Annotated in this window: 17 protein-coding genes and 1 pseudogene; 12 read left to right on the plus strand and 6 right to left on the minus strand. The window is 43.8% G+C overall.

The window, feature by feature from the left end:
* Positions 1–81: 81 nt before the first annotated feature.
* The 5 genes from ACWB1W_RS01490 to ACWB1W_RS01510 all read right to left on the minus strand — a co-directional run bounded on the left by ACWB1W_RS01490 (position 82) and on the right by ACWB1W_RS01510 (position 2,585).
* Positions 82–507 carry a DsrE family protein gene (locus ACWB1W_RS01490; protein WP_479369625.1) on the minus strand — a complete coding sequence of 142 codons (426 nt, stop codon included), beginning with the start codon at positions 505–507 and terminating at the stop codon, positions 82–84.
* An 18-nt stretch (positions 508–525) separates the two neighbouring features.
* Positions 526–1,074: a DsrE/DsrF/DrsH-like family protein gene (locus ACWB1W_RS01495; protein WP_479369626.1), complete on the minus strand. Its 549-nt coding sequence runs from the start codon at positions 1,072–1,074 to the stop codon at positions 526–528.
* A 15-nt stretch (positions 1,075–1,089) separates the two neighbouring features.
* The gene (gene tusA / locus ACWB1W_RS01500; protein ID WP_479369627.1) at positions 1,090–1,329 is read right to left on the minus strand and encodes a sulfurtransferase TusA; all 240 of its coding nucleotides are present in this window, start codon (positions 1,327–1,329) and stop codon (positions 1,090–1,092) included.
* 99 nt (positions 1,330–1,428) lie between these two features.
* The gene (locus ACWB1W_RS01505; RefSeq protein WP_479369628.1) at positions 1,429–1,683 is read right to left on the minus strand and encodes an EscU/YscU/HrcU family type III secretion system export apparatus switch protein; all 255 of its coding nucleotides are present in this window, start codon (positions 1,681–1,683) and stop codon (positions 1,429–1,431) included.
* The gene (locus ACWB1W_RS01510) at positions 1,680–2,585 is read right to left on the minus strand and encodes a hypothetical protein (RefSeq protein WP_479369629.1); all 906 of its coding nucleotides are present in this window, start codon (positions 2,583–2,585) and stop codon (positions 1,680–1,682) included. The genes ACWB1W_RS01505 and ACWB1W_RS01510 overlap by 4 nt, the downstream gene beginning before the upstream one ends.
* A 21-nt stretch (positions 2,586–2,606) precedes the next feature.
* Between ACWB1W_RS01510 and ACWB1W_RS01515 the strand changes: the two genes are divergently transcribed.
* The 10 genes from ACWB1W_RS01515 to ACWB1W_RS01560 are packed head-to-tail and all read left to right on the plus strand — an operon-like array spanning position 2,607 to position 15,921.
* Positions 2,607–2,813: a hypothetical protein gene (locus ACWB1W_RS01515; RefSeq protein WP_479369630.1), complete on the plus strand. Its 207-nt coding sequence runs from the start codon at positions 2,607–2,609 to the stop codon at positions 2,811–2,813.
* 5 nt (positions 2,814–2,818) lie between these two features.
* On the plus strand, positions 2,819–4,039 hold the full coding sequence (locus tag ACWB1W_RS01520; RefSeq protein ID WP_479369631.1) for a 2,3-bisphosphoglycerate-independent phosphoglycerate mutase: 1,221 nt from the start codon (positions 2,819–2,821) through the stop codon (positions 4,037–4,039).
* Position 4,040: 1 nt separating this feature from the next.
* Positions 4,041–4,574: a hypoxanthine phosphoribosyltransferase gene (gene hpt, locus ACWB1W_RS01525; protein WP_479369632.1), complete on the plus strand. Its 534-nt coding sequence runs from the start codon at positions 4,041–4,043 to the stop codon at positions 4,572–4,574.
* 24 nt (positions 4,575–4,598) lie between these two features.
* Positions 4,599–5,564 (plus strand): cysteine synthase B, encoded by a 966-nt coding sequence (cysM, locus tag ACWB1W_RS01530; protein ID WP_479369633.1) that lies wholly within the window; start codon positions 4,599–4,601, stop codon positions 5,562–5,564.
* 20 nt (positions 5,565–5,584) lie between these two features.
* Positions 5,585–6,691 (plus strand): hypothetical protein, encoded by a 1,107-nt coding sequence (locus tag ACWB1W_RS01535; protein WP_479369634.1) that lies wholly within the window; start codon positions 5,585–5,587, stop codon positions 6,689–6,691.
* The gene (locus tag ACWB1W_RS01540) at positions 6,675–7,241 is read left to right on the plus strand and encodes a GTP-binding protein (RefSeq protein ID WP_479369635.1); all 567 of its coding nucleotides are present in this window, start codon (positions 6,675–6,677) and stop codon (positions 7,239–7,241) included. Before ACWB1W_RS01535 ends, ACWB1W_RS01540 begins: the two co-directional genes overlap by 17 nt.
* The gene (locus ACWB1W_RS01545) at positions 7,228–8,613 is read left to right on the plus strand and encodes a hypothetical protein (RefSeq protein ID WP_479369636.1); all 1,386 of its coding nucleotides are present in this window, start codon (positions 7,228–7,230) and stop codon (positions 8,611–8,613) included. Before ACWB1W_RS01540 ends, ACWB1W_RS01545 begins: the two co-directional genes overlap by 14 nt.
* Positions 8,610–10,256: an ABC transporter ATP-binding protein gene (locus tag ACWB1W_RS01550; RefSeq protein WP_479369637.1), complete on the plus strand. Its 1,647-nt coding sequence runs from the start codon at positions 8,610–8,612 to the stop codon at positions 10,254–10,256. The genes ACWB1W_RS01545 and ACWB1W_RS01550 overlap by 4 nt, the downstream gene beginning before the upstream one ends.
* Positions 10,257–10,306: 50 nt before the next feature.
* Complete coding sequence (gene gltB, locus ACWB1W_RS01555; RefSeq protein ID WP_479369638.1) at positions 10,307–14,797, plus strand: glutamate synthase large subunit; 4,491 nt, start codon at positions 10,307–10,309, stop codon at positions 14,795–14,797.
* 38 nt (positions 14,798–14,835) lie between these two features.
* Positions 14,836–15,921: an MFS transporter gene (locus ACWB1W_RS01560; protein ID WP_479369641.1), complete on the plus strand. Its 1,086-nt coding sequence runs from the start codon at positions 14,836–14,838 to the stop codon at positions 15,919–15,921.
* Here the strand turns inward: ACWB1W_RS01560 and ACWB1W_RS01565 are convergent.
* Positions 15,876–17,489: a SagB/ThcOx family dehydrogenase gene (locus ACWB1W_RS01565; protein ID WP_479369639.1), complete on the minus strand. Its 1,614-nt coding sequence runs from the start codon at positions 17,487–17,489 to the stop codon at positions 15,876–15,878. The genes ACWB1W_RS01560 and ACWB1W_RS01565 overlap by 46 nt on opposite strands.
* A 19-nt stretch (positions 17,490–17,508) precedes the next feature.
* On the opposite strand from ACWB1W_RS01565, the gene ACWB1W_RS01570 reads away from it, so the two are divergent.
* Both ACWB1W_RS01570 and ACWB1W_RS01575 read left to right on the plus strand, forming a co-directional pair.
* Complete coding sequence (locus ACWB1W_RS01570; protein WP_479369640.1) at positions 17,509–18,375, plus strand: NAD(P)-dependent oxidoreductase; 867 nt, start codon at positions 17,509–17,511, stop codon at positions 18,373–18,375.
* A 389-nt stretch (positions 18,376–18,764) separates the two neighbouring features.
* Positions 18,765–18,886: pseudogene (locus tag ACWB1W_RS01575) on the plus strand (tRNA (guanine-N2)-dimethyltransferase); the annotation flags it as partial.

Consider the following 18,886-nt stretch of genomic DNA (forward strand, 5'->3'; position numbering starts at 1 on the left):
AACACTTCATAGAAAAACAAAAAAATTTTTTTATGGAAATATAAAAATATCCTTATAGGATAAAGAAAAAGAAAAGAAAGCTCAGAGCGTAATGACAGCATACTCACCGCTCATAAGCTTATCAAGGAATGCAGCACCGCCGAGAATTCCGTCACATATCTCCTTATTCACGTCTTCTTCTTTGTATATGTCCGTTAGGTCAAGGGAGGGTGTACAGAGGTAAATCTTTACACCTGCATCCTTTGCCATCTTGATGAAGTCGTAAACAGTTTGTTCAACGCCGGGTCTCACCTTTACTTTCTTTGCGTTGTCCTTCATAAGGAGGTATCCTGCTTCAGAGGTAATGACCATTTCAACTTCATAGTCCATAGTAGTTGCCGCGGTCGCAAGGAAGAAAGGTGCCCCTGCTTGGGGATTGATTAGCTCCCCCGTTGTGGGCTCCGCTCTTACGAAAAAGGGAACGGTAACGATATAGAAAAGGAGCTTTTCAAACTCCTGACCTGCCATACCTCACCTCCGGTTTTATTAAACAAAGATTATCATCGGTTTGTCCGCCGCGAGAACGTAGTTAAAGAACTCCGTAGCTCCCGCCGGGGGTTCCAGCCCGTCTATGAGGTCCTCCCTCTTATACCCGAAGAGATCCATGGTCATCTGGCAGGGTATCAGTTTAACTTCAGCCTCTTTACAAAGCTCAAGGAGCTCCTCTATGCTTGCAACACCCTTTTCCTTAATTCTCTTCTTCATCATAGAGGTCATAAAGTCCGTCATTCCGGGTATTATTCCCATTATTTGCGGAGGTCCCGGGAATATACTTTCCATAACACTTGCAAGCTGTCCCGCAACGGGTGTCTGCTTCACCGAATCAGGGAATACCATAGGCATAGCGGGATTTCCGAGAGGTGCAACCTTAAGCTGTTTTACTTTCTCCCTGTGAACTATGTTGAGGCCGTAAAAGGTGAAGAAGATAGCGGTTTCAACACCCAGGGAAGCCGCAACGGAGGCGAGAATAAGGGGAGGATAAGCCATATCAAGAGTTCCTTTTGTCGCTATTATCGCAAGTCTTTCCGTGGGCATCTTTATCCTCCCCTATTATCCCTTTTTCTTGATGTAGTATATATACTTTCCTCCTTCTTCTACCATCTCAACGAGTTCGTGTCCGGTTCTTTGGCAAAACGCGGGTATATCAGCTTTAGAACCGGGGTCGGTTGATATAACCTCAAGAATCTGACCCGGTTGAAGCTCCTCAAGAGCCTTCTTGGTCTTGAGAACCGGAAGGGGACAGTTAAGTCCTGAAGTGTCCAGAACCTTGTCGGGCGTTATTGTAGCCATAACTCCAACCTCCTTTAAATATTCTTAATATAAGATTATGCTTATTCTCAGGTTTCTATCTTAAGAAATTCTTAATAATTTCATTAAAACACTTTATAATTACTCCTCCACCTTTTTTATCAAGTAAGCGAGAAGCTTTGCAACCGCTTCGTAAAGCTCGGGAGGGATTTCCTCGTAAAGCTCTATACTTATAAGTGCCTCAACAAGGTTTTCATCTTCTACAACTGGTATCCCCTTTTCCCTCGCAAGCTTTACTATCTTTTCCGCAACTTCCCCCCTTCCTTTTGCAACGACTACCGGGGCTTTGTCTTTTTCCGGTTCATATCTTAGGGCTACCGCTTTCTTATCTTTCATACCTTCACCTCTATGTTCACACTATCTGATAGTTCTTTTATAAAGTTTTCTTCTTCTGTTAGATTAAACTCAATGCTTTTTATAGGTTTCCCGAGAATTTTTTTTATTTCTTCAGCAGAATTTTTGATTTTTTTTAATATTTTTTCGTTATTCGTTTCTATTTTAATAGATAAAAAGTTTAAGGACTTTGGAGCGAAAAGGTGGACGTTCAGAAAGTCCTTTCCGAGGGGAATATGGATTAAGACTTTGTAATTCCCATACACGTTAAAAAGTAAGAAGGCTCTTTTATCTTCCCATCTTACGGGGATTAACAGTTTTTTGTAATTGTTCTCAACTATATATTTCTGTAGTAACTCAATGAACCTTATCAGGTCTTCCTTTTCTTCCTTTAGGGCTTTAAACTTCATGTCTTTTTTTATCTCTTCTATATCTCCGCTAATTAGTGCCTTTACTATTTTGTTTTCGTAAAACAAACCTAGGTTTTTAAAAGCTTTGAAACTCAAAACTTCCTTTAAAGGATATCCTTCCAAGCTGTAGAGAAGACCTCCGATAAGTTTAAGGGAAACGTCCTTTTTAAAGTAGGAATGAACAACCCTTAGGGTTAAAGGTTTTGACTTTTCAAGAATTAACGTGAGAGTTTCCCCCTCCTTTACGGGAATCTTAAGGTTGCTCTCAGCCTCTATCTCGTATCCATTTTCAAGGAGCAGTAAAATTCTTCCCTTTTCGTTTCTCAGGACCTTTGCCTTTAGTGTCTTTGAGGAAAGGAGAAGATTTTTAAGAACTTCGGGGACCCTTCCGAGAAGTTTTATCTCCAGCCTTTTTGAGGTTTTCGTAATTTCTTGGGGTTTTCCGCTGAGTATTGCCTGTTCTAATAGAATGCCCTCTACCCTTCTCAGTTCCACCTTTTAAAATTTATCTATAAGATGGAGAAATACGATGATTTTCTCGGAGAGCTCATGGAAGAAAATGTGAGATATCTTCCCCTTTATTACCTTAACGAGGTTCTTGAGCTCCTGTTTTCCTCCTTGGATAGTATGCCAAAGGAAATGGCTGTTGAAATACTTTATAGGCTTAGAATAAACCCAAAGGTTAGGGATAGGGTAAACGAGCTTTTATTTTTAATACAATAAACCTTATGGAGTTAAATGAGTTAATAAACAGAAATAACTCAAAGATACTCCTCATAGTTCTGGATGGGCTCGGAGGACTCCCCGTAAAAGACGGAAAGACGGAGCTTGAACTTGCAAAAACTCCTAACCTTGACGAGCTGGTGAAGAAGTCCGCCACGGGCCTTCACATCCCCGTTGATTACGGAATAACTCCGGGAAGTGGTCCCGGACACCTTGGTATATTCGGATACGATCCCCGAGAGTATAAGATAGGAAGGGGAATACTTGAAGCACTGGGGCTCGGTATAGAGGTTCAGGATACGGATATAGCTGTTAGGGGAAATTACGCAACCGTTAAGAGGGAGGGGAATAAGGTTATAGTGGTTGACAGAAGAGCGGGAAGGATACCCACGGAGGAAAACAGAAGGATAACCGCAAAGATACAGGAAGCTATAAAAGAGATAGACGGAGTTAAGGTAATCATAAAACCGGGGATGGAACACAGGTTTGCGGTTGTTTTCAGGTTTCCCGAAAAACTTCCTCCCGGAAGTGATGAGATAAATGACACTGACCCCCAACAGGTAGGTAAAGAACCTTTAGAACCGAAAGGTGAAAATCCCAACGCTGAAAGGGTTGCTCAGGTCGTGAGGAAGTTTATACAGAAGGCGACCGAGATTATTAAGGACGAGCCTAAAGCCAATTACATACTCCTCAGGGGGTTTGCACAAAAGCCCCATATACCTACTATGGAGGAAAGGTTCGGTATAAAAGCGTGTTGTATAGCGGTTTACCCCATGTATAAAGGGCTTGCGAGTCTGGTGGGTATGGACCTCATAGAGTTTGAGGGAAGCACGATAAAGGAAGAGATAGAGGCTTTAAAGAAAGTTTGGAACGAGTATGACTACTTTTTCGTCCACATAAAAAAGACGGATAGTTACGGTGAGGACGGGAATTACGAGGGAAAGATAAGTGTAATTGAGGAGTTTGATAAGCATCTCCCCGACTTTCTGGCACTTAAGCCGGATGTTATCGCTATAACGGGAGACCACTCAACACCTTCGGTTTTAAAGGGTCACTCGTGGCATCCCGTTCCCCTTCTCATACACTCTCCTTACGTTCTGGGGGGAACATCCGAGAGGTTTACAGAGAGGGAGTGTCTTAAAGGGGAGCTCGGCATACTTCCGGCGGTAAAGATTACCCAGCTCCTCCTTGCAAACGCCTTAAGACTCAAAAAGTACGGGGCTTAAGATGAAGGAAATAAGGGGAAGAAGGTTAAAACTCTTGATAAAGGAAGAAGATATAAAAAGGAGGGTTAGGGAGCTTGCAAAAGAAATAGAGGCCTCCTTTGAGTGGAGAGAGCCTGTTATCGTTGTAGGACTTCTTAAAGGTGCTTTTATCTTCCTTTCCGACCTTGTTCGCTCCTTTGATAGGTTCGTATTCGTTGATTTCATGCAGGTGTCAAGCTACGGGCAATCTATGGAAAGTAGCGGGGTTATAAAGGTGATTAAGGATATAGATATGGATATAGAAGGAAAGGAGGTTCTTCTCGTTGACGACATACTTGATACCGGTTTAACGATGAAAGAAATTTACGAGTTTCTAAAACTGAAAAACCCTAAGAAGCTCCTTACGTGTGTCTTTCTTGACAAAAAGGAGAGAAGGAAGGTGGATTTTAACGCGGACTTTATAGGCTTTGAGGTTCCCGACAAGTTCCTGGTGGGCTACGGACTGGATTGGGGAGAATACGGAAGAAATCTTCCCGAGGTTTACATGGTTGAGTAAACACTCCGTTAAAATCTTCTTTAAATGTGGGTATTAGGGGAGCACGACGAGCCTTACAGAAAGGCAAGGGATACGATACTGAAACTTGTAGGGAACACTCCTCTTATCAGAATAAAGAAAGTTCTACCGGAGGACATTCCCGAGAATATAGAGATATGGGCAAAGCTGGAAAGTTTTAATCCGGGAGGTTCCGTAAAAGACAGACCCGCTCTCAGTATGTTTCTTGATGCATTAAAGAGAGGAGTTATAAAGGAGGGGAAGACGGTAATAGACGCTACCTCGGGAAATACGGGTATAGCCCTTGCTATGGTGGGGGCTGCCCTCGGGGTACCCGTTGAGCTCGCTATGCCTGCGAACGTAAGTGAGGAGAGAAAGAAGATAATAAAGGCGTTCGGAGCGAAGCTCTATTTAACAGACCCCCTTGAGGGAACGGATGGGGCTATTCTATTTGTAAGGGAGCTCGTTGAGAAGTATCCCGATAAATACGTTTACCTTGACCAGTATAACAACCCCGCAAACTGGAGAGCCCACTTTTACTCAACAGGTATTGAGATATGGAACCAGACGAAGGGAAGGGTAACTCACTTCGTCGCAGGGATAGGAACGGGCGGGACTATAATGGGAACAGGAAGAAGACTTAAGATTTACAATCCTAACATTCAGGTGATAGGGGTCCAGCCCGCTTACCCCTTTCACGGTATAGAGGGTTTAAAGCATATAGAGAGCTCTATAAAGCCGGGTATATTTGACGAGACTTTCCTTGATAGAACGATTTTCGTGGAAACGGAAGACGCCTACTTTTGGGCTAAGGAACTCGCCAGAAAGGAAGCCGTCTTTGTAGGCCAGTCTTCGGGGGCAGCGCTCTGGGCATGTATAATTCTTGCCCGGGAGCTTGCAGAAAAGGGAGAATCCGCCGTAATAGTTACCGTTTTCCCCGACGGAGGTGAGAAGTATTTAAGTACTGCTTTATTTTCAGATGAAAAAGATTGAAAGAGATACAATAAAGTTTTATGGGTGTGGTAAAAGCTTTAGTAGGACTCCTATTCTTAGCCTTTGTAGTAGCATTTACTTACTACAACCTCCAACCCGGCGAAGTGAGGTTTTACAACGTAAGCGTTAAGCTTCCTATGTTTCTTCTCGTATTCATAAGTGCCGGGCTCGGTTTCACGCTTCCCGTAATTTACTACCAGCTGAGGGAAAGGGTTCTAGTAAGCAGGGAGGAAAGAGTTTACAAGCTCCTGAATCTCTTTTGGAGAGACTATCTCGGTAAGGCCTTTGAGATCCTGAGAAAGCTCTTAACCGTTGAGGAGTTTCTACCCTTTTACATAAGGACCAAGAGGGAGTTCGGTGAGAGTCTTGACGTTCAGCTTGACCTTTACAACAAGGGGATAGCAGAAACGGCATTAGCCGAGATGACCTTTAGGAAGGACCTGGAAGAGGCAAAGATACTCCTTGAAAATGCCCTCGGGAAAAACCAGAAAAACCAAAGGGCGAGAAAACTCTTAAGAAGCGTATACATGATTTACGGAGACTACGGGAAGGCTGAGGACTTACAGAGGGAGATACTGAAGGAAGTTGAAAAGGAAAGAAAGGTGAAAGAAGAGAGGGCCCTTGCGTCCATACTTGCGGAAAAGTATATGAGGGAGAGAGATGAGCTTATACTAAAGGAGCTTTGGAACCTTCCCGTTTCAAAAACTTCGGGTGCTCTTCTTTCAAGTATGGTAGGAGGAGGTGAGGTTTTTGAGGCAGCTTACACGCTCGGTATACTTCCGGAAGTCATAAAGATTATGGAAGAGAAAAACCTTCTTACTCCCGAACTTCTTAACCTTATAGAGAACTACAGGCACGCTATACCCGACGAGGTTATGTATTACGTTTACCTTAAGCTCAACATGAAGGAGAAGATAGGGGAACTTAATATTAACCTTGAGGAACTAAAGAAGGTAATGGATAAAGACGGTGAGCTTCTTGAACTCGTAAGGATATGGGAATGTGAGGAATGCGGAAAGGAATATACTAAGTATAACAGTGTTTGTAGAAATTGTTTAGGTGTGAATACATACAGGATAAAGAGGGGGGAAAGAGGTGATAATAGACCACTTGAAGAGACAGGTTAAGTTTAAAGTTGTTTATCACGGTCCCGCCCTTGCGGGCAAGACGACAAACCTTATTCAGATAGCCAAAAAAAGGGAACAAGATATACTTTCTTTTAATACAAAGGAAGAAAGAACTCTTGTATTTGACATGTTTACGGAAACGAGGAAAGTCGGAGACTTTACCGCATCGTTTATACTTTATACGGTTCCCGGTCAACACATATACTCCGACATAAGGAAGATGGTTATGAGGGGTGCGGATGGTATAGTTTTTGTGGTTGACTCCTCCGAGGAGAAGTTAAAGGAAAACCTTGAGTTTCTTGACCTTCTATCCGAGGATTTATCCTTATACGGAAAGAGCCTTGAGGATACACCACTTGTAATTCAATACAACAAGAGAGACCTCAAAAGCGCACTTCCCGTTGACGTTCTTGAGAGGGAAATAAACAAGTTGGGAAAGCCCTACATTGAGTCGGTAGCTTTAAGAGGTGAAGGAGTTGAGGAAACCTTAAACACTATAATTGAGGAAATCCTGAAACGCTTCGGGAGCCTGATACATGATAAGCGGTGATTTGAAGTCACCACAGGACATACTTGAGTTATTCTCGGGGGCACCTCAGACTAAAAAGGGGTATCTAAATGTTTTGAGCAGGGGAACTTTCCTGTCCCTTAAGTTAGAGAAAAGTAGGATTGTAGGATTCTTTTCAAACTATGAGGAGAAGCCCGAAAATCCCTTAAACGGACTTATATTCATTATATCCGAGCTGTTATCGGATACCGAGGGATACTTTTCCTTTGAAGAGGAAACCGCTATAAAGGAGTTCCTTGAGGTTAACGAGGAGCTGGAAAGTATCATAATCAAGTCAACTATTCTGAGAAGAGAGATTGACGAGATACTACCTCTAATCATAACCACTAACGTTGTGTTCAGGTCGGAGCTTGAGGAATACAACGGAAAAAGCCTTTTTAAGGTGTTATCAAAGGATGGGGATATTATAGATAACCTCAGGAAGCTTAAGAAAAACCTTGAGGAGGGGAAAGTAGAGGTAAGTGAGATAAAGAAGGTGGAAAGTGTTGAGGAAATAGGACTTGATTACATACTGGAGTCTGTTGATTATAAGCAGATAAACCTTTTGAAGATACTCGGTAGCCTTAAAGCTTCCGGCTTTACGGGTTTCGTGCAGATTGAAGGGAAGGATAAAGAGATATATACCTTCTTTAAGAGAGGAGAAATTTTCGGAATTTATCCCGCTTCCGTTGATATCTTTGATCACCTCATGGAGTTTTACGGAGACTTTAAGGCAAGTGTCGTGAAGATTAACGATGATTTTGTGGATACATTTGCTCAGGCCTTTATAGGAAAGCCGATAATAGCCTCGGAGGGGAAGTATATTTCCCTCGGAAAACTCTTCTTAACGCTTCTTAGCTTGAAGGAAAACGGTATAGCCAAAATAGTAAGCGGGAAAGAAAATTACATATACATATTCCAGGACGGAAAACTTTTCTCGGTTAGGAAGGATAAAAAGTGGGAGGAAAACTACAGGGTTGTTTTCCCGAAGACTGACTACGTTTTCTTCTATAAGGATATATACATATGGAACGTGAACTACCTCTTTTACCTCTTTCTTCTGAATAAGGTAAAAAACCTTATCCTCAAATACGATATTAAGGAAGCGAAAGATATCTTAACTCAAAGGGTTGCACAGTTTCCCGCAATTTACCTCAAGAACGGAAAGGTTGATGCAGTAAGAACACTTACAAAAAGGGAGGAAAGAAGGCTTTTTAACATACTTCTGGAGGTTTCGGAAAGTATAATAGAGAAAGTGGGAAAAGAAGCCTTTGAAAGGGAAATTGAAGAGGAAATAAAGCCCTACAAGGATATACTTAAGATTCTTAACCTTTCAAGCGACGTATTTTCCGGGGAAGTCCAAGAACAAACATGAACAACCTAAGGTGGTTAATATCTGTAGTAAAACCTTATATTCCCCTTATTTTTCTTTCTTTTATAGGTTCGGTTATCCAATCCGCGGGTGCTGCGTATATAGCCCTGCTTATAAAGAAGGTTGTTGACAACGTGTTCATCCTTAAAAACCAATCGGAACTTTTTATTTACACATCCCTTTTACTTTTTAGTGCATTCGTTATGGAGTTCGGTTTTTTTGTATCTTCCTTTTCACTTTCTTACGCATCGGAAAAGCTCGTGAACACACTCAGAAATAACGTTTACGAAAAACTCTTAAAAGTTCCATTGAATTACTTTTTATACACCCATTCGGGAGACCTTATATCCCGCGTAGTGAGTGATATAGAAAGCTTTAAACAGGTCTTTAGCGACTACGTTCCTAAGGTTCTGAGGGAACCCTTCGTTATACTTGCACTTCTCGGTGTTCTCGTGTATAGAGATTTCACCCTAACCCTCTTTGTCTTCCTGCTCTTTCCGAGTATGGCTTTTCTCACGAAATACTTTTCCGAAAAAAAGAAGAAGCACCTTAGTAACCAGAGGAAGAACGTTTCGCGCCTTACGGAAACCCTTACTGAAACCTTCAGGGGTATAGAAAACATAAAGGTCTTCCTTGCGGAGAAATTTTTCACAGAAAGGTTTAAAAACTTCTCGGAAAGGCTCTTCAGGTCTTCCGTGAAGATAGACCTGTACGTGATAGGAAATACTGCTATAAACTACCTTTTCGGATACTTTTCTGTGGGACTTATACTCCTTGCCGGGGGATACAGAATAATCCAGGGAAGTATAACTACGGGGGATTTTGTTTCATTCTTAACAGCCCTTTTTATGATCCAAAAGCCCATAATGGATCTACAGAAGGCTGCTATGAACCTGAGGGGTTCCGCACCCGTTTTTGAGAGGATAAGGGAGCTCCTCAACCTTCCCGAGGAAAAGGGAGGAGGGGAAGTATTTGAAGGTATTAAGGAGAAGATGTCCTTCATAAACGTAAGCGTGAAGGCGGGGAATAAATACATACTGAGGGGTGTGACCCTTGAGGTTAAGAAAGGGGAAAAATTAGGTATCAGGGGGCACACGGGAAGCGGTAAGAGCACCTTCGTTAGGATAATTCCGAGACTTGTTGAGTATGAGGGAGGTGTTTTCGTAGACGGAAAGGAACTTTCCTCCTTTGAGATTACATCCCTCAGAAAAAAAATAGGCTTTCTCAGTCAGGAGATAGTAATATTCAAAGGAAGTGTAAGGGATAATCTCCTCATAGCTAACCCGGAGGCTAGTGAGGAAGAAATGATTAGAGCCCTTGAGCTTGCAATATGTGACTTTGTTCTTAAGGACCCGAAGGGTCTTGATAAAGAAGTTGAGGAAGGGGGGAGAAACCTATCGGGAGGGGAGAGGCAAAGATTGGCGATAGCAAGGGTAATACTCAAGAATCCCGAGATAATAATCCTTGACGAAGCTACATCTGCACTTGACGAAAAAACCGAGATCGAAGTTATTGATAACCTCTTTAACCATTTTCGTGATAGAACTTTTTTTGTGGTTGCTCACAAGCCTTACAGTCTGGGTAAGTGTGACAGGATAGTGGAGTTTGAAAACGGCGTTTTAAAGGAAGTATCTCATTTTCCCTGAAAAATTCTATTAAATTATTAATACTTAAAAACTCTCTAAGGGGTGATAGAATGTGGCAGGAGTTTGACAGCTGCGGTGTCGGTTTTGTATGCGATATATACGGAAGAAAGAGCCACGAGATGCTCAGGAAAGGTGTTGAAGCTGTAAAGAACTTAACCCACAGGGGTGCCATAGGAGGGGACGGAAAGACGGGAGACGGTGCAGGAATACTTACCGAAATTCCGAGGAAGTTTTTCATGAAAGAGATAGAGAAGCTCGGATACAGCTTATCGGACGAAAACAACCTTGCCGTGGGAGTTTTCTTCTTATACGAGCCTATTGAGGATAAGATAGAAGAAGTTTTTATAAAGGAAGGAATAAAGATAGTTGGATGGAGGGACGTTCCTGTAAACAAAGATGCGGTGGGAGAGGTAGCCCTTAAGGTTATGCCGAAAATAAAACAGCTGTTCCTTGACCTTAAAGGTATACCCGAGGAGGAGAGGGAGTTAAAACTTTTCTTTGCCAGAAGACAGATAGAGAAGAAGTATGACGAGAAGGTTTACATACCTTCGCTTTCCTCAAGGACGGTAGTTTACAAAGGAATGCTCGTAGCTCCCCAGCTTGATAACTTTTACCCTGACCTAAAGGAGGAGGATTACGAGACCTCCTTCGTTCTTTTCCACCAGAGGTATTCAACAAATACGCTACCCAACTGGCGACTTGCTCAACCCCTAAGGTATCTTGCCCATAACGGAGAGATAAACACCATCCAAGGAAACAGGAACTGGATGCTTACCCTCCAGCACGAGCTTGAGCACGAACTTCTGAAAGGCAGAGAGGAGCTGATAAAACCTCTCGTTTCTCACGAGGAGAGCGACTCCGCATCCCTTGATAGGGTGTTTGAGCTGCTCTGTCTTGTCGGTTATAAACCCGAACACGCTATGTATATGCTTATTCCTCCCGCGTGGGAAACTGTCCCGGGCCTTTCGGAGAAGGTAAAGGCTTTCCTTGAGTACGAATCCCTTCTTATGAAACCTTGGGATGGTCCAGCCGCTATAGCCTTTACGGACGGAAGGGTCATCGGTGCACACCTTGACAGAAACGGACTCAGACCTGCAAGGTATGTGATAACAAAAGACGGCCTCGTGGTTCTCGGTTCCGAGGTCGGAATGATAGAACTCGGAGATAGGGAAATTCTTGAAAAGGGAAGGCTCGGACCCGGAGATACGATAATAATAGAACTCGGGGAAGGAAGGATAAAGAAAACGAAGGAAATACTTGATGAGCTTGCAAGCTCAAAACCTTACAAGGAGTGGCTTGATAAACACCTCTTAAGACTCTCGGAGATAGAGGATAAATACAAGATTGAGAAGCCAAAGGAGGATCCCGACAGGATAAGGAAGCTCGTAGCTTTCGGCTGGAGCGAGGAGGAGATAAAGAACCAGATAAAGTATATGGCGGAGAACGGGAACGAAATGACGTGGGCTATGGGAGACGACACACCCCTACCGCCCCTTTCCGAAAAACCCCAGCTTCTTTACAGATACTTCAAGCAGAGGTTCGCACAGGTTACGAACCCACCCATTGACCCCATAAGGGAAAAGGCTGTTATGTCTCTCAGAATGAACCTTGGTTATAAGAGAAACTTCCTTAAGGAAACCGAAGAGCACGCAAAGAGGCTTCAGATAGACTCTCCTATACTCCTTGACTACCAGCTTAAGGCTATAGAAAACCAGGACAGGTTTAAGGTTGTGAGGATTCCCATAGCATACCCCAAGGAGAGAAGTTACAACATCGTAGAACTCCAGGATATGGCTGGAGAAAGGAGAATCTCTGAGCTCATAATGGATGCCCTTTACGAAGAAATACCCATAAACGATATGAGGATCGGTATAGAAACCCTCCAGAGGAGGGTTGAGGAAGCGGTAAGGGAAGGTGCGGACATAATCATACTCTCGGACAGATACATAAGCAAGTACAGGGTTGCTATTCCTGCACTCCTTGCGGTTTCCGCGTGTGTGAAGCATCTTGCTAAACAAGGGCTTGCCCATAAGGTTTCCTTCATAGTTGAGACCGGAGAAGCGAGAGACAGCCACCAGATAGCCTGCCTGATCGGATACGGAGCGAGTGCGGTTTATCCTTATCTTGCTTACGAGGTTATATACGAGCTCTGTGAGAAGGGAGAGATAGAGCTTCCCTACGAAGAGGCCGTATTCAAATACAAGGAAGCCCTTGAGAAGGGGCTCCTAAAGATTATGTCTAAGATGGGTATATCAACCCTTAACTCCTATCAAGGTGCCCAGATATTTGACACCATATGCCTTAACAAAGACTTTGTAGATGAGTTCTTTACCGGAACACCCGTAACCCTTGAGGCTGACGGTCTTGAAGAAATAGAGGCCTCTACACTTGCGCGACATAATGCGGCTTACGAGGTTGAAGAACCCAAGCTTGACATAGGCGGTCATATGAAGGCAAGAAAGGGGGGAGAGTATCACGCCTGGTCCCCCCAAGTTGTAAGAGCACTTCACAAGTTCCTGCAGACGAAGAACTACGAAGATTATAAGGAGTTCTCAAGGCTTGCCAACTCCCAACACCCCACATTTATAAGACACCTTCTCACTTACAAGAAGGCTTCAAAGCCCATACCAATAGAAGAGGTTGAGCCCGTAGAAAGTATACTGAAACGTTTCGTCACGGGCGGTATGTCCCTCGGTGCTCTTTCACCGGAAGCCCACGAGACAATAGCAGAAGCCTGTAACAGGCTGGGTATGAAGTCAAACTCTGGAGAAGGAGGAGAGGACCCTGAAAGGTATTGGACTATAAAGAACTCCGCAATAAAACAGGTTGCCAGCGGAAGGTTTGGTGTGACACCTACCTATCTGGCTTCCGCTAAGGACCTTGAGATAAAGATAGCCCAGGGGGCAAAGCCCGGTGAAGGTGGACAGCTCCCCGGACATAAGGTTAACGAATACATAGCAAAACTTAGGCACTCCCAGCCCGGTGTTACGCTGATATCTCCCCCTCCCCACCACGACATATACTCCATAGAGGACCTTGCCCAGCTTATACACGACCTGAAACAGGCAAACCCCTTTGCGAGGGTGTGTGTGAAACTCGTTGCGGAAAGGGGGGTTGGAACCATAGCAGCGGGTGTTGCGAAGGCCTACGCGGACGTTGTTCAGATAAGCGGAGCGGAAGGAGGAACAGGAGCATCCCCCTACATCTCTATAAAGAACGCAGGGAACTATTGGGAGATAGGTCTTACCGAAACCCAAAGGGTTTTAATGGAAAACCACCTGAGGGATAAGATAAGGGTGAGGGTTGACGGAGGATTCAGGACCGGAAGGGACGTAATAATAGCGGCTCTTATGGGTGCGGAGGAGTTCGGTTTCGGAACCGCGGCTATGATAGCGGAAGGGTGCGTTATGGCAAGGATATGCCACACGAACAAGTGTCCCACGGGAGTGGCTACACAGGATCCCAACTTCAGGAAGAAGTTCAAGGGCAAGGTTGAGAACGTTATGGCTTACTTCAGAGCGGTTGCCCAGGAAGTGAGAGAAATACTCGCGGAAATGGGATTCAGAAGCCTTGACGAGATTATAGGAAGAACTGACCTTCTTGAAGTGGTTAGGTATGACGAATTTCCGGGTTCAAAGAGGATAAAGGTTGAGGCACTTCTTGAGAAGTATCCCGAAAACGAACCGAGAAGGTGTCTTGTTGAGAAAAACGACAACCCTGCTCCCAACTTTAACGATAAGATACTTGAGGACCTCCTCCCCTACATAGAGGAAGGCATTCCCGTTGAGAAGGAATACACCATAAGGAACGTTGATAGAACGATACCTACAAAGATTAATTACTTTATCTCCCTCTTTTACGGTGATAAGGGACTTCCCGAGGATACTATAAAACTCACGTTCAGGGGAACCGCAGGACAAAGTTTCGGAGCCTTCAACCACAAAGGTGTAAGTCTAACGCTCATAGGGGACGCAAACGACTATGTCGGTAAGGGAATGTTCGGTGGAAGAATTGTTATAATCCCCGAAGGTGTAAAGGAAACCGATAAGAACGTGATAATGGGCAACACATGCCTTTACGGGGCTACGGGAGGAGAGCTCTACGCAGCAGGTGTTGCCGGAGAAAGGTTCGCAGTAAGAAACAGCGGAGCGGTTGCTGTCGTGGAAGGTGCGGGACTTCACTGCTGTGAGTATATGACCGGAGGAATAGTTGTAGTCCTCGGAGAAGTCGGTTACAACCTCGGAGCGGGAATGACAGGGGGATATGCTTACGTCCTTGACGAGAATAACGACCTTGAGGAAAAACTGAATTACGCTTACGTTTACGCGAGAAGACTCGTAGGAGAAGATGAGATAGAAGAGCTGAGAAGCCTCATAGAGAAGCACTACAACTACACGCGGAGTCCTAAAGCTAAGAAAATTCTTGATAACTGGGAGGAATACCTGAAGAAGTTCTGGAAGGTTATACCCCTTGAACAGTGCAAGAGGGACCCCTACGGAGATTCGGATGCCTGCGAGGTTGAGATATTGGGAAGAAGGTAAGGCTTATTTCCTTTGCCCTTTTTGATACGGGAGAGACCATCCTCGGTGCGCTTGTTGTCTCTACCTTCTTTCCCCTTTACATAACACGCTACGTAGACCCCGAAACTTACGGATTCCTTTACGGACTCTCTTTCTTTCTTACCTTTCTTTTTACCCTTTACATAGGTAGGTATGCCGACAAAAAGGCTTTAAGAAAGCACTCTTTTACACTCTTCGGTTTTCTAACTTTTTTATTTTGCGCACTTATATACTCCTCTTACGGAAACCCCTATCTATCCCTGCTCGTTTTTATACTTATGCTCTTTTTCCATCAGCAAAGTATGGTTTTTTACAACTCCCTTTTACTGAACTTTGAGAAGATGGGGAAGGCTTCGGGCTTGGGTGTATCCTTCGGTTACGTCGGCTCCGCTTTTGCCCTAACACTTCTTGTAAATTTTTTAAAAGAACCTTCGGTTTACCTATACACCGCCTTTTTATTTTTCCTCTTTTTTCTACCCGCCGCTTTAACCCTTGAGGAACCTAAAGAGAAAGGATTTATAAAATTCTCGGAGCTCCTGAGGGACAAAAGTTTCTTAGTTTTTCTCATATCTTACTTCTCCCTTTCCGAGGTCGCAAACACCCTTATAGCCGTAATGAGTATTTATCTGAAAGCTGCTTACGGGCTTGAAAATGCAGAGATTTACAGGATTATAGGATTTTCCGCACTGGGAGGTATCCTCGGTGGTGTTTTCTGGGGTTTTCTTACGGATAGGTTCGGTGTGAACAAGGTTTACCCTCTTGGTTTTCTTAACTGGACCTTATTCCTCCTTCTCCTATACGTTGCGAATAGAGATTCCTTGCTTTTTGTCGGACTTTTTGGTGGACTTTCTCTTTCTCACCTCTGGACAACCGGTAGAGTTTTCCTGATTAACAACTTCCCTAAGGGAAACGTATCTTTAAGGCTCTCTTTCCTTTCTCTTTCCGAGAGGGTTTCCTCAAGCCTTGGCGTATGGCTATGGAGCTTCTTTCTTTTCCTTACAAACGATTACAGGTTATCCGCTTTGTTAATGGTATCTTTGCCTTTTGTAGGTTTTATAATTTACACCCTCTTCTTCCTCAGGTGGAAATACGGCTCTATCGTCTGAATTCTCGGGTCCTCAACCGCTTTCCCGAAGGTAAAATGGTATAAGTCCTGAAACGTTCTCGTTTTCATACCGAGGAGTTCGTGCATTACGTCGTCAAAGAAACAGCCTATGCCCGTTCCGTTCAGGTTGTGAGCTGTTGCCTCAAGGTATAAGATCTGCCCAACAAGTCCCGCTTCCAAATGAATATGTTTGTAGAGCCACGGATTTTTACTGATAACGGGTTCAAAGAGGGATATCATCCCCAAGGAAAAGGCGCTATCGCTTGCTATGTCTTGCTGGCAAGCTATGTATCCAGCAATCTCACTAAAATCTCCTTCATACAGAAGGTATAGGGGAAAATCCTCGTAAACCCTTTCCCATATAAACTCGGATGTATTTGCCTTTAGCTCCTCAAGCATCTTCTCATTTCTCACAAAGCAGTAAAGCCCTCTCCTGAAGCCTTTAACCCTGTGGACAAAGATAAAAAGGTTAACGAATGTAGGGGTTATCTCAACGTCAAAGGGAGAGAAATCGTCCCTCGGAATCGTTTTATCAAGTGAGTGAACAAAGAGTTCGGCGCTTATGTAAGTTTTCCCGTCGTAGGCCATTCCGCTTCTTCTCTTCCTAATTATTTCTTCTGCGGACATGTAAGAGGGAACTATGTTGAGAGGAGAAGGATTTCTGTAGATAAACTTAAACTCCTCGGTTCTCGGCTTTTCGGTATCCTTTATAGCTTCGTAAATAATCTCCCATATGACCCTTTCCTTGCTGAGGACGTTGGGCCTTCCGTAAAAGCTCAGTTTTTTAAACTCCCTTATTACTTCCTCGGGCAGGGTCCTCGGAACGTCTTCAACTTCTTTAGGGAAAACGAAAAAGGCACATTCCGGAAACTCTTCCTCCCCTTCTATCCATCTTACCCTGTCAAAGCCAAGGAGAACCTTTAAATCGTGGTCCGAAAGGCCATTTAGATACTTCACCTTCCAACCCTTCAGGTTTGCGGAGAACCTTACCGTTCCTATGGCGTGCCCCGTGTCAAGGAGGCAGTACCTGTAGGCTCTCTCTCCGTATTTCCAGGCTTCCCGCCAGGGAACACTTGTAAGGACGAATATAAAGCCCTCACTTCCGAAAAAATCTTTTATTCTTTCCGAAAGCTCCGGTGAAAGACTTGCCCTTTTTTCAAGGGCATGGAGAAAGGGGTTGTAATGGAAAACACCCTCCAGATTTCCTAAGTGAGGAATGATTAAATAACCCTCTGTCGGGTGGAGGTTTCCGCTTGAGGGGTTCATCCTGACGGACCACCTTGAACCGGGAATTGCCTTCCAGGCGGATAGTCCGAGTGCAAGCTCAAGGAACTTACTTATACTCTCAAGGGTGAAACTTTCGGTGTTAACCTTTCGGTAGTCGTAAAGAGCTTCGTAAGGGTGAGAGGGGTCCTTCAAAAGGGGAAGGTCTATCCTCTCGCATCCTTCCCAAAATCTAAAAGGATTAGGTTGGTTTGCCCAGTCAAGGTATCCCAAGGAACGGGCGAGCCTATGGGGATGGTGCTTCGTCTCCTCATGGTAAAAGATTATCTTATTTAAAGCTTCCATGAATTAATAAAATAAAGGTATGAAGGTAGGATTTATAGGCCTCGGACATCTGGGAAGGGCTATAGCAAAAAGGCTTATAGAACAAGGAGTTGAGCTAATCGTCTGGAATAGAACTATTAAGAAGGCTGAGGATTTTGCAAAAGAGACGGATGCGGAAGTTGCAAGCTCCCCTAAGGAGCTTATAAACAGGGTGGATAGGGTTTTCGTTATAGTCTTTGATTCCCAAGCATCCGAGGAAGTTATATTCGGGAAGGAGGGGCTTACAAAAGGGGAAATTAAGGGGAAAACTGTTATAGACATGACAACGAACCACTTTGCTTACGCAAAAACCGCATACGAAGAACTTAAGAAGCTCGGATCTTACTACCTTGACGCCCCCGTTCTGGGAAGTGTCATACCGGCACTTAAGGGAGAACTTACAATAGTTGTCGGAGGGGATAAAGAAAAGTTTGAGGAGAATAAACCCCTATTTGAGAAGTTCTGCAGGGCTATTTACTACGTCGGGGAAGCAGGAAATGGAAGTAAAGCAAAGCTCATTAACAACATAGTTCTCGGAGGAATTATGGACATACTCGCGGAAGCGGTAGCCCTCGGTGAGCTTGCGGGATTTGACAAGGAAACGATAATAAACATCCTAAACGACGGAGCGGGCAAGTCCTACATACTTGACGTTAAGAAGAAGAAACTACTTGAGGAAGACTTCTCAACTCACTTCTCTGTGAACCTCATTTACAAGGACCTACATTACGCCCAGGACCTCATAAAGGAACTCGGTGTTTTTTCCTTCACAACAGCAGCGGTTAAGGAAACCTACGGCCTCGCAAGAAAAAAAGGTCTTGGAAACCTTGACTTTTCTGCAGTATACAAGGTCCTAAAGGAAGATTAACTTTTTTCCTTTTGTTTTCGTTTATCTCTTCAAATTCAAATAAAAAGCCCTTTTTGAAGGCCCGGAAAAATCCCTTAATTACCTTAGGGTATTGCAAGGGTTAAAATCTATCCTTTGAAAATCAACAGGGAAAATTTAAGGATTTGCCTTCCGAAACCCCTCGTTGCGGGGAATCGCTGAGAATCAAGACCTTCCTCGCTAACCTTACAAAATCAAGGGTGAGAGTTAAATTTCCCTATTCAGTTGCGAAGGAGCCAAAAATGGCTATTCCTTAGCCCTTGATTTTCAAAAACATCATAAACTTAAGTAAATTTTTATGATTTTTATCAGGGATGCCGGTTTTTCTTGACTTCGTCTTGAAAAGCGATAAAATATAAAACTTTTAAGTAATGGAATACCTGGTGGTTGAAAAACGCCTAAAGAGGTTGAGGGAGGTTCTTGAAAGAAGACAGAAAGACCTTATAGTCTTCGCGGATAACGTTAAAAATGAACATAACTTCTCCGCAATCAT

The sequence above is a fragment of the Aquifex sp. genome, from assembly GCF_056494385.1.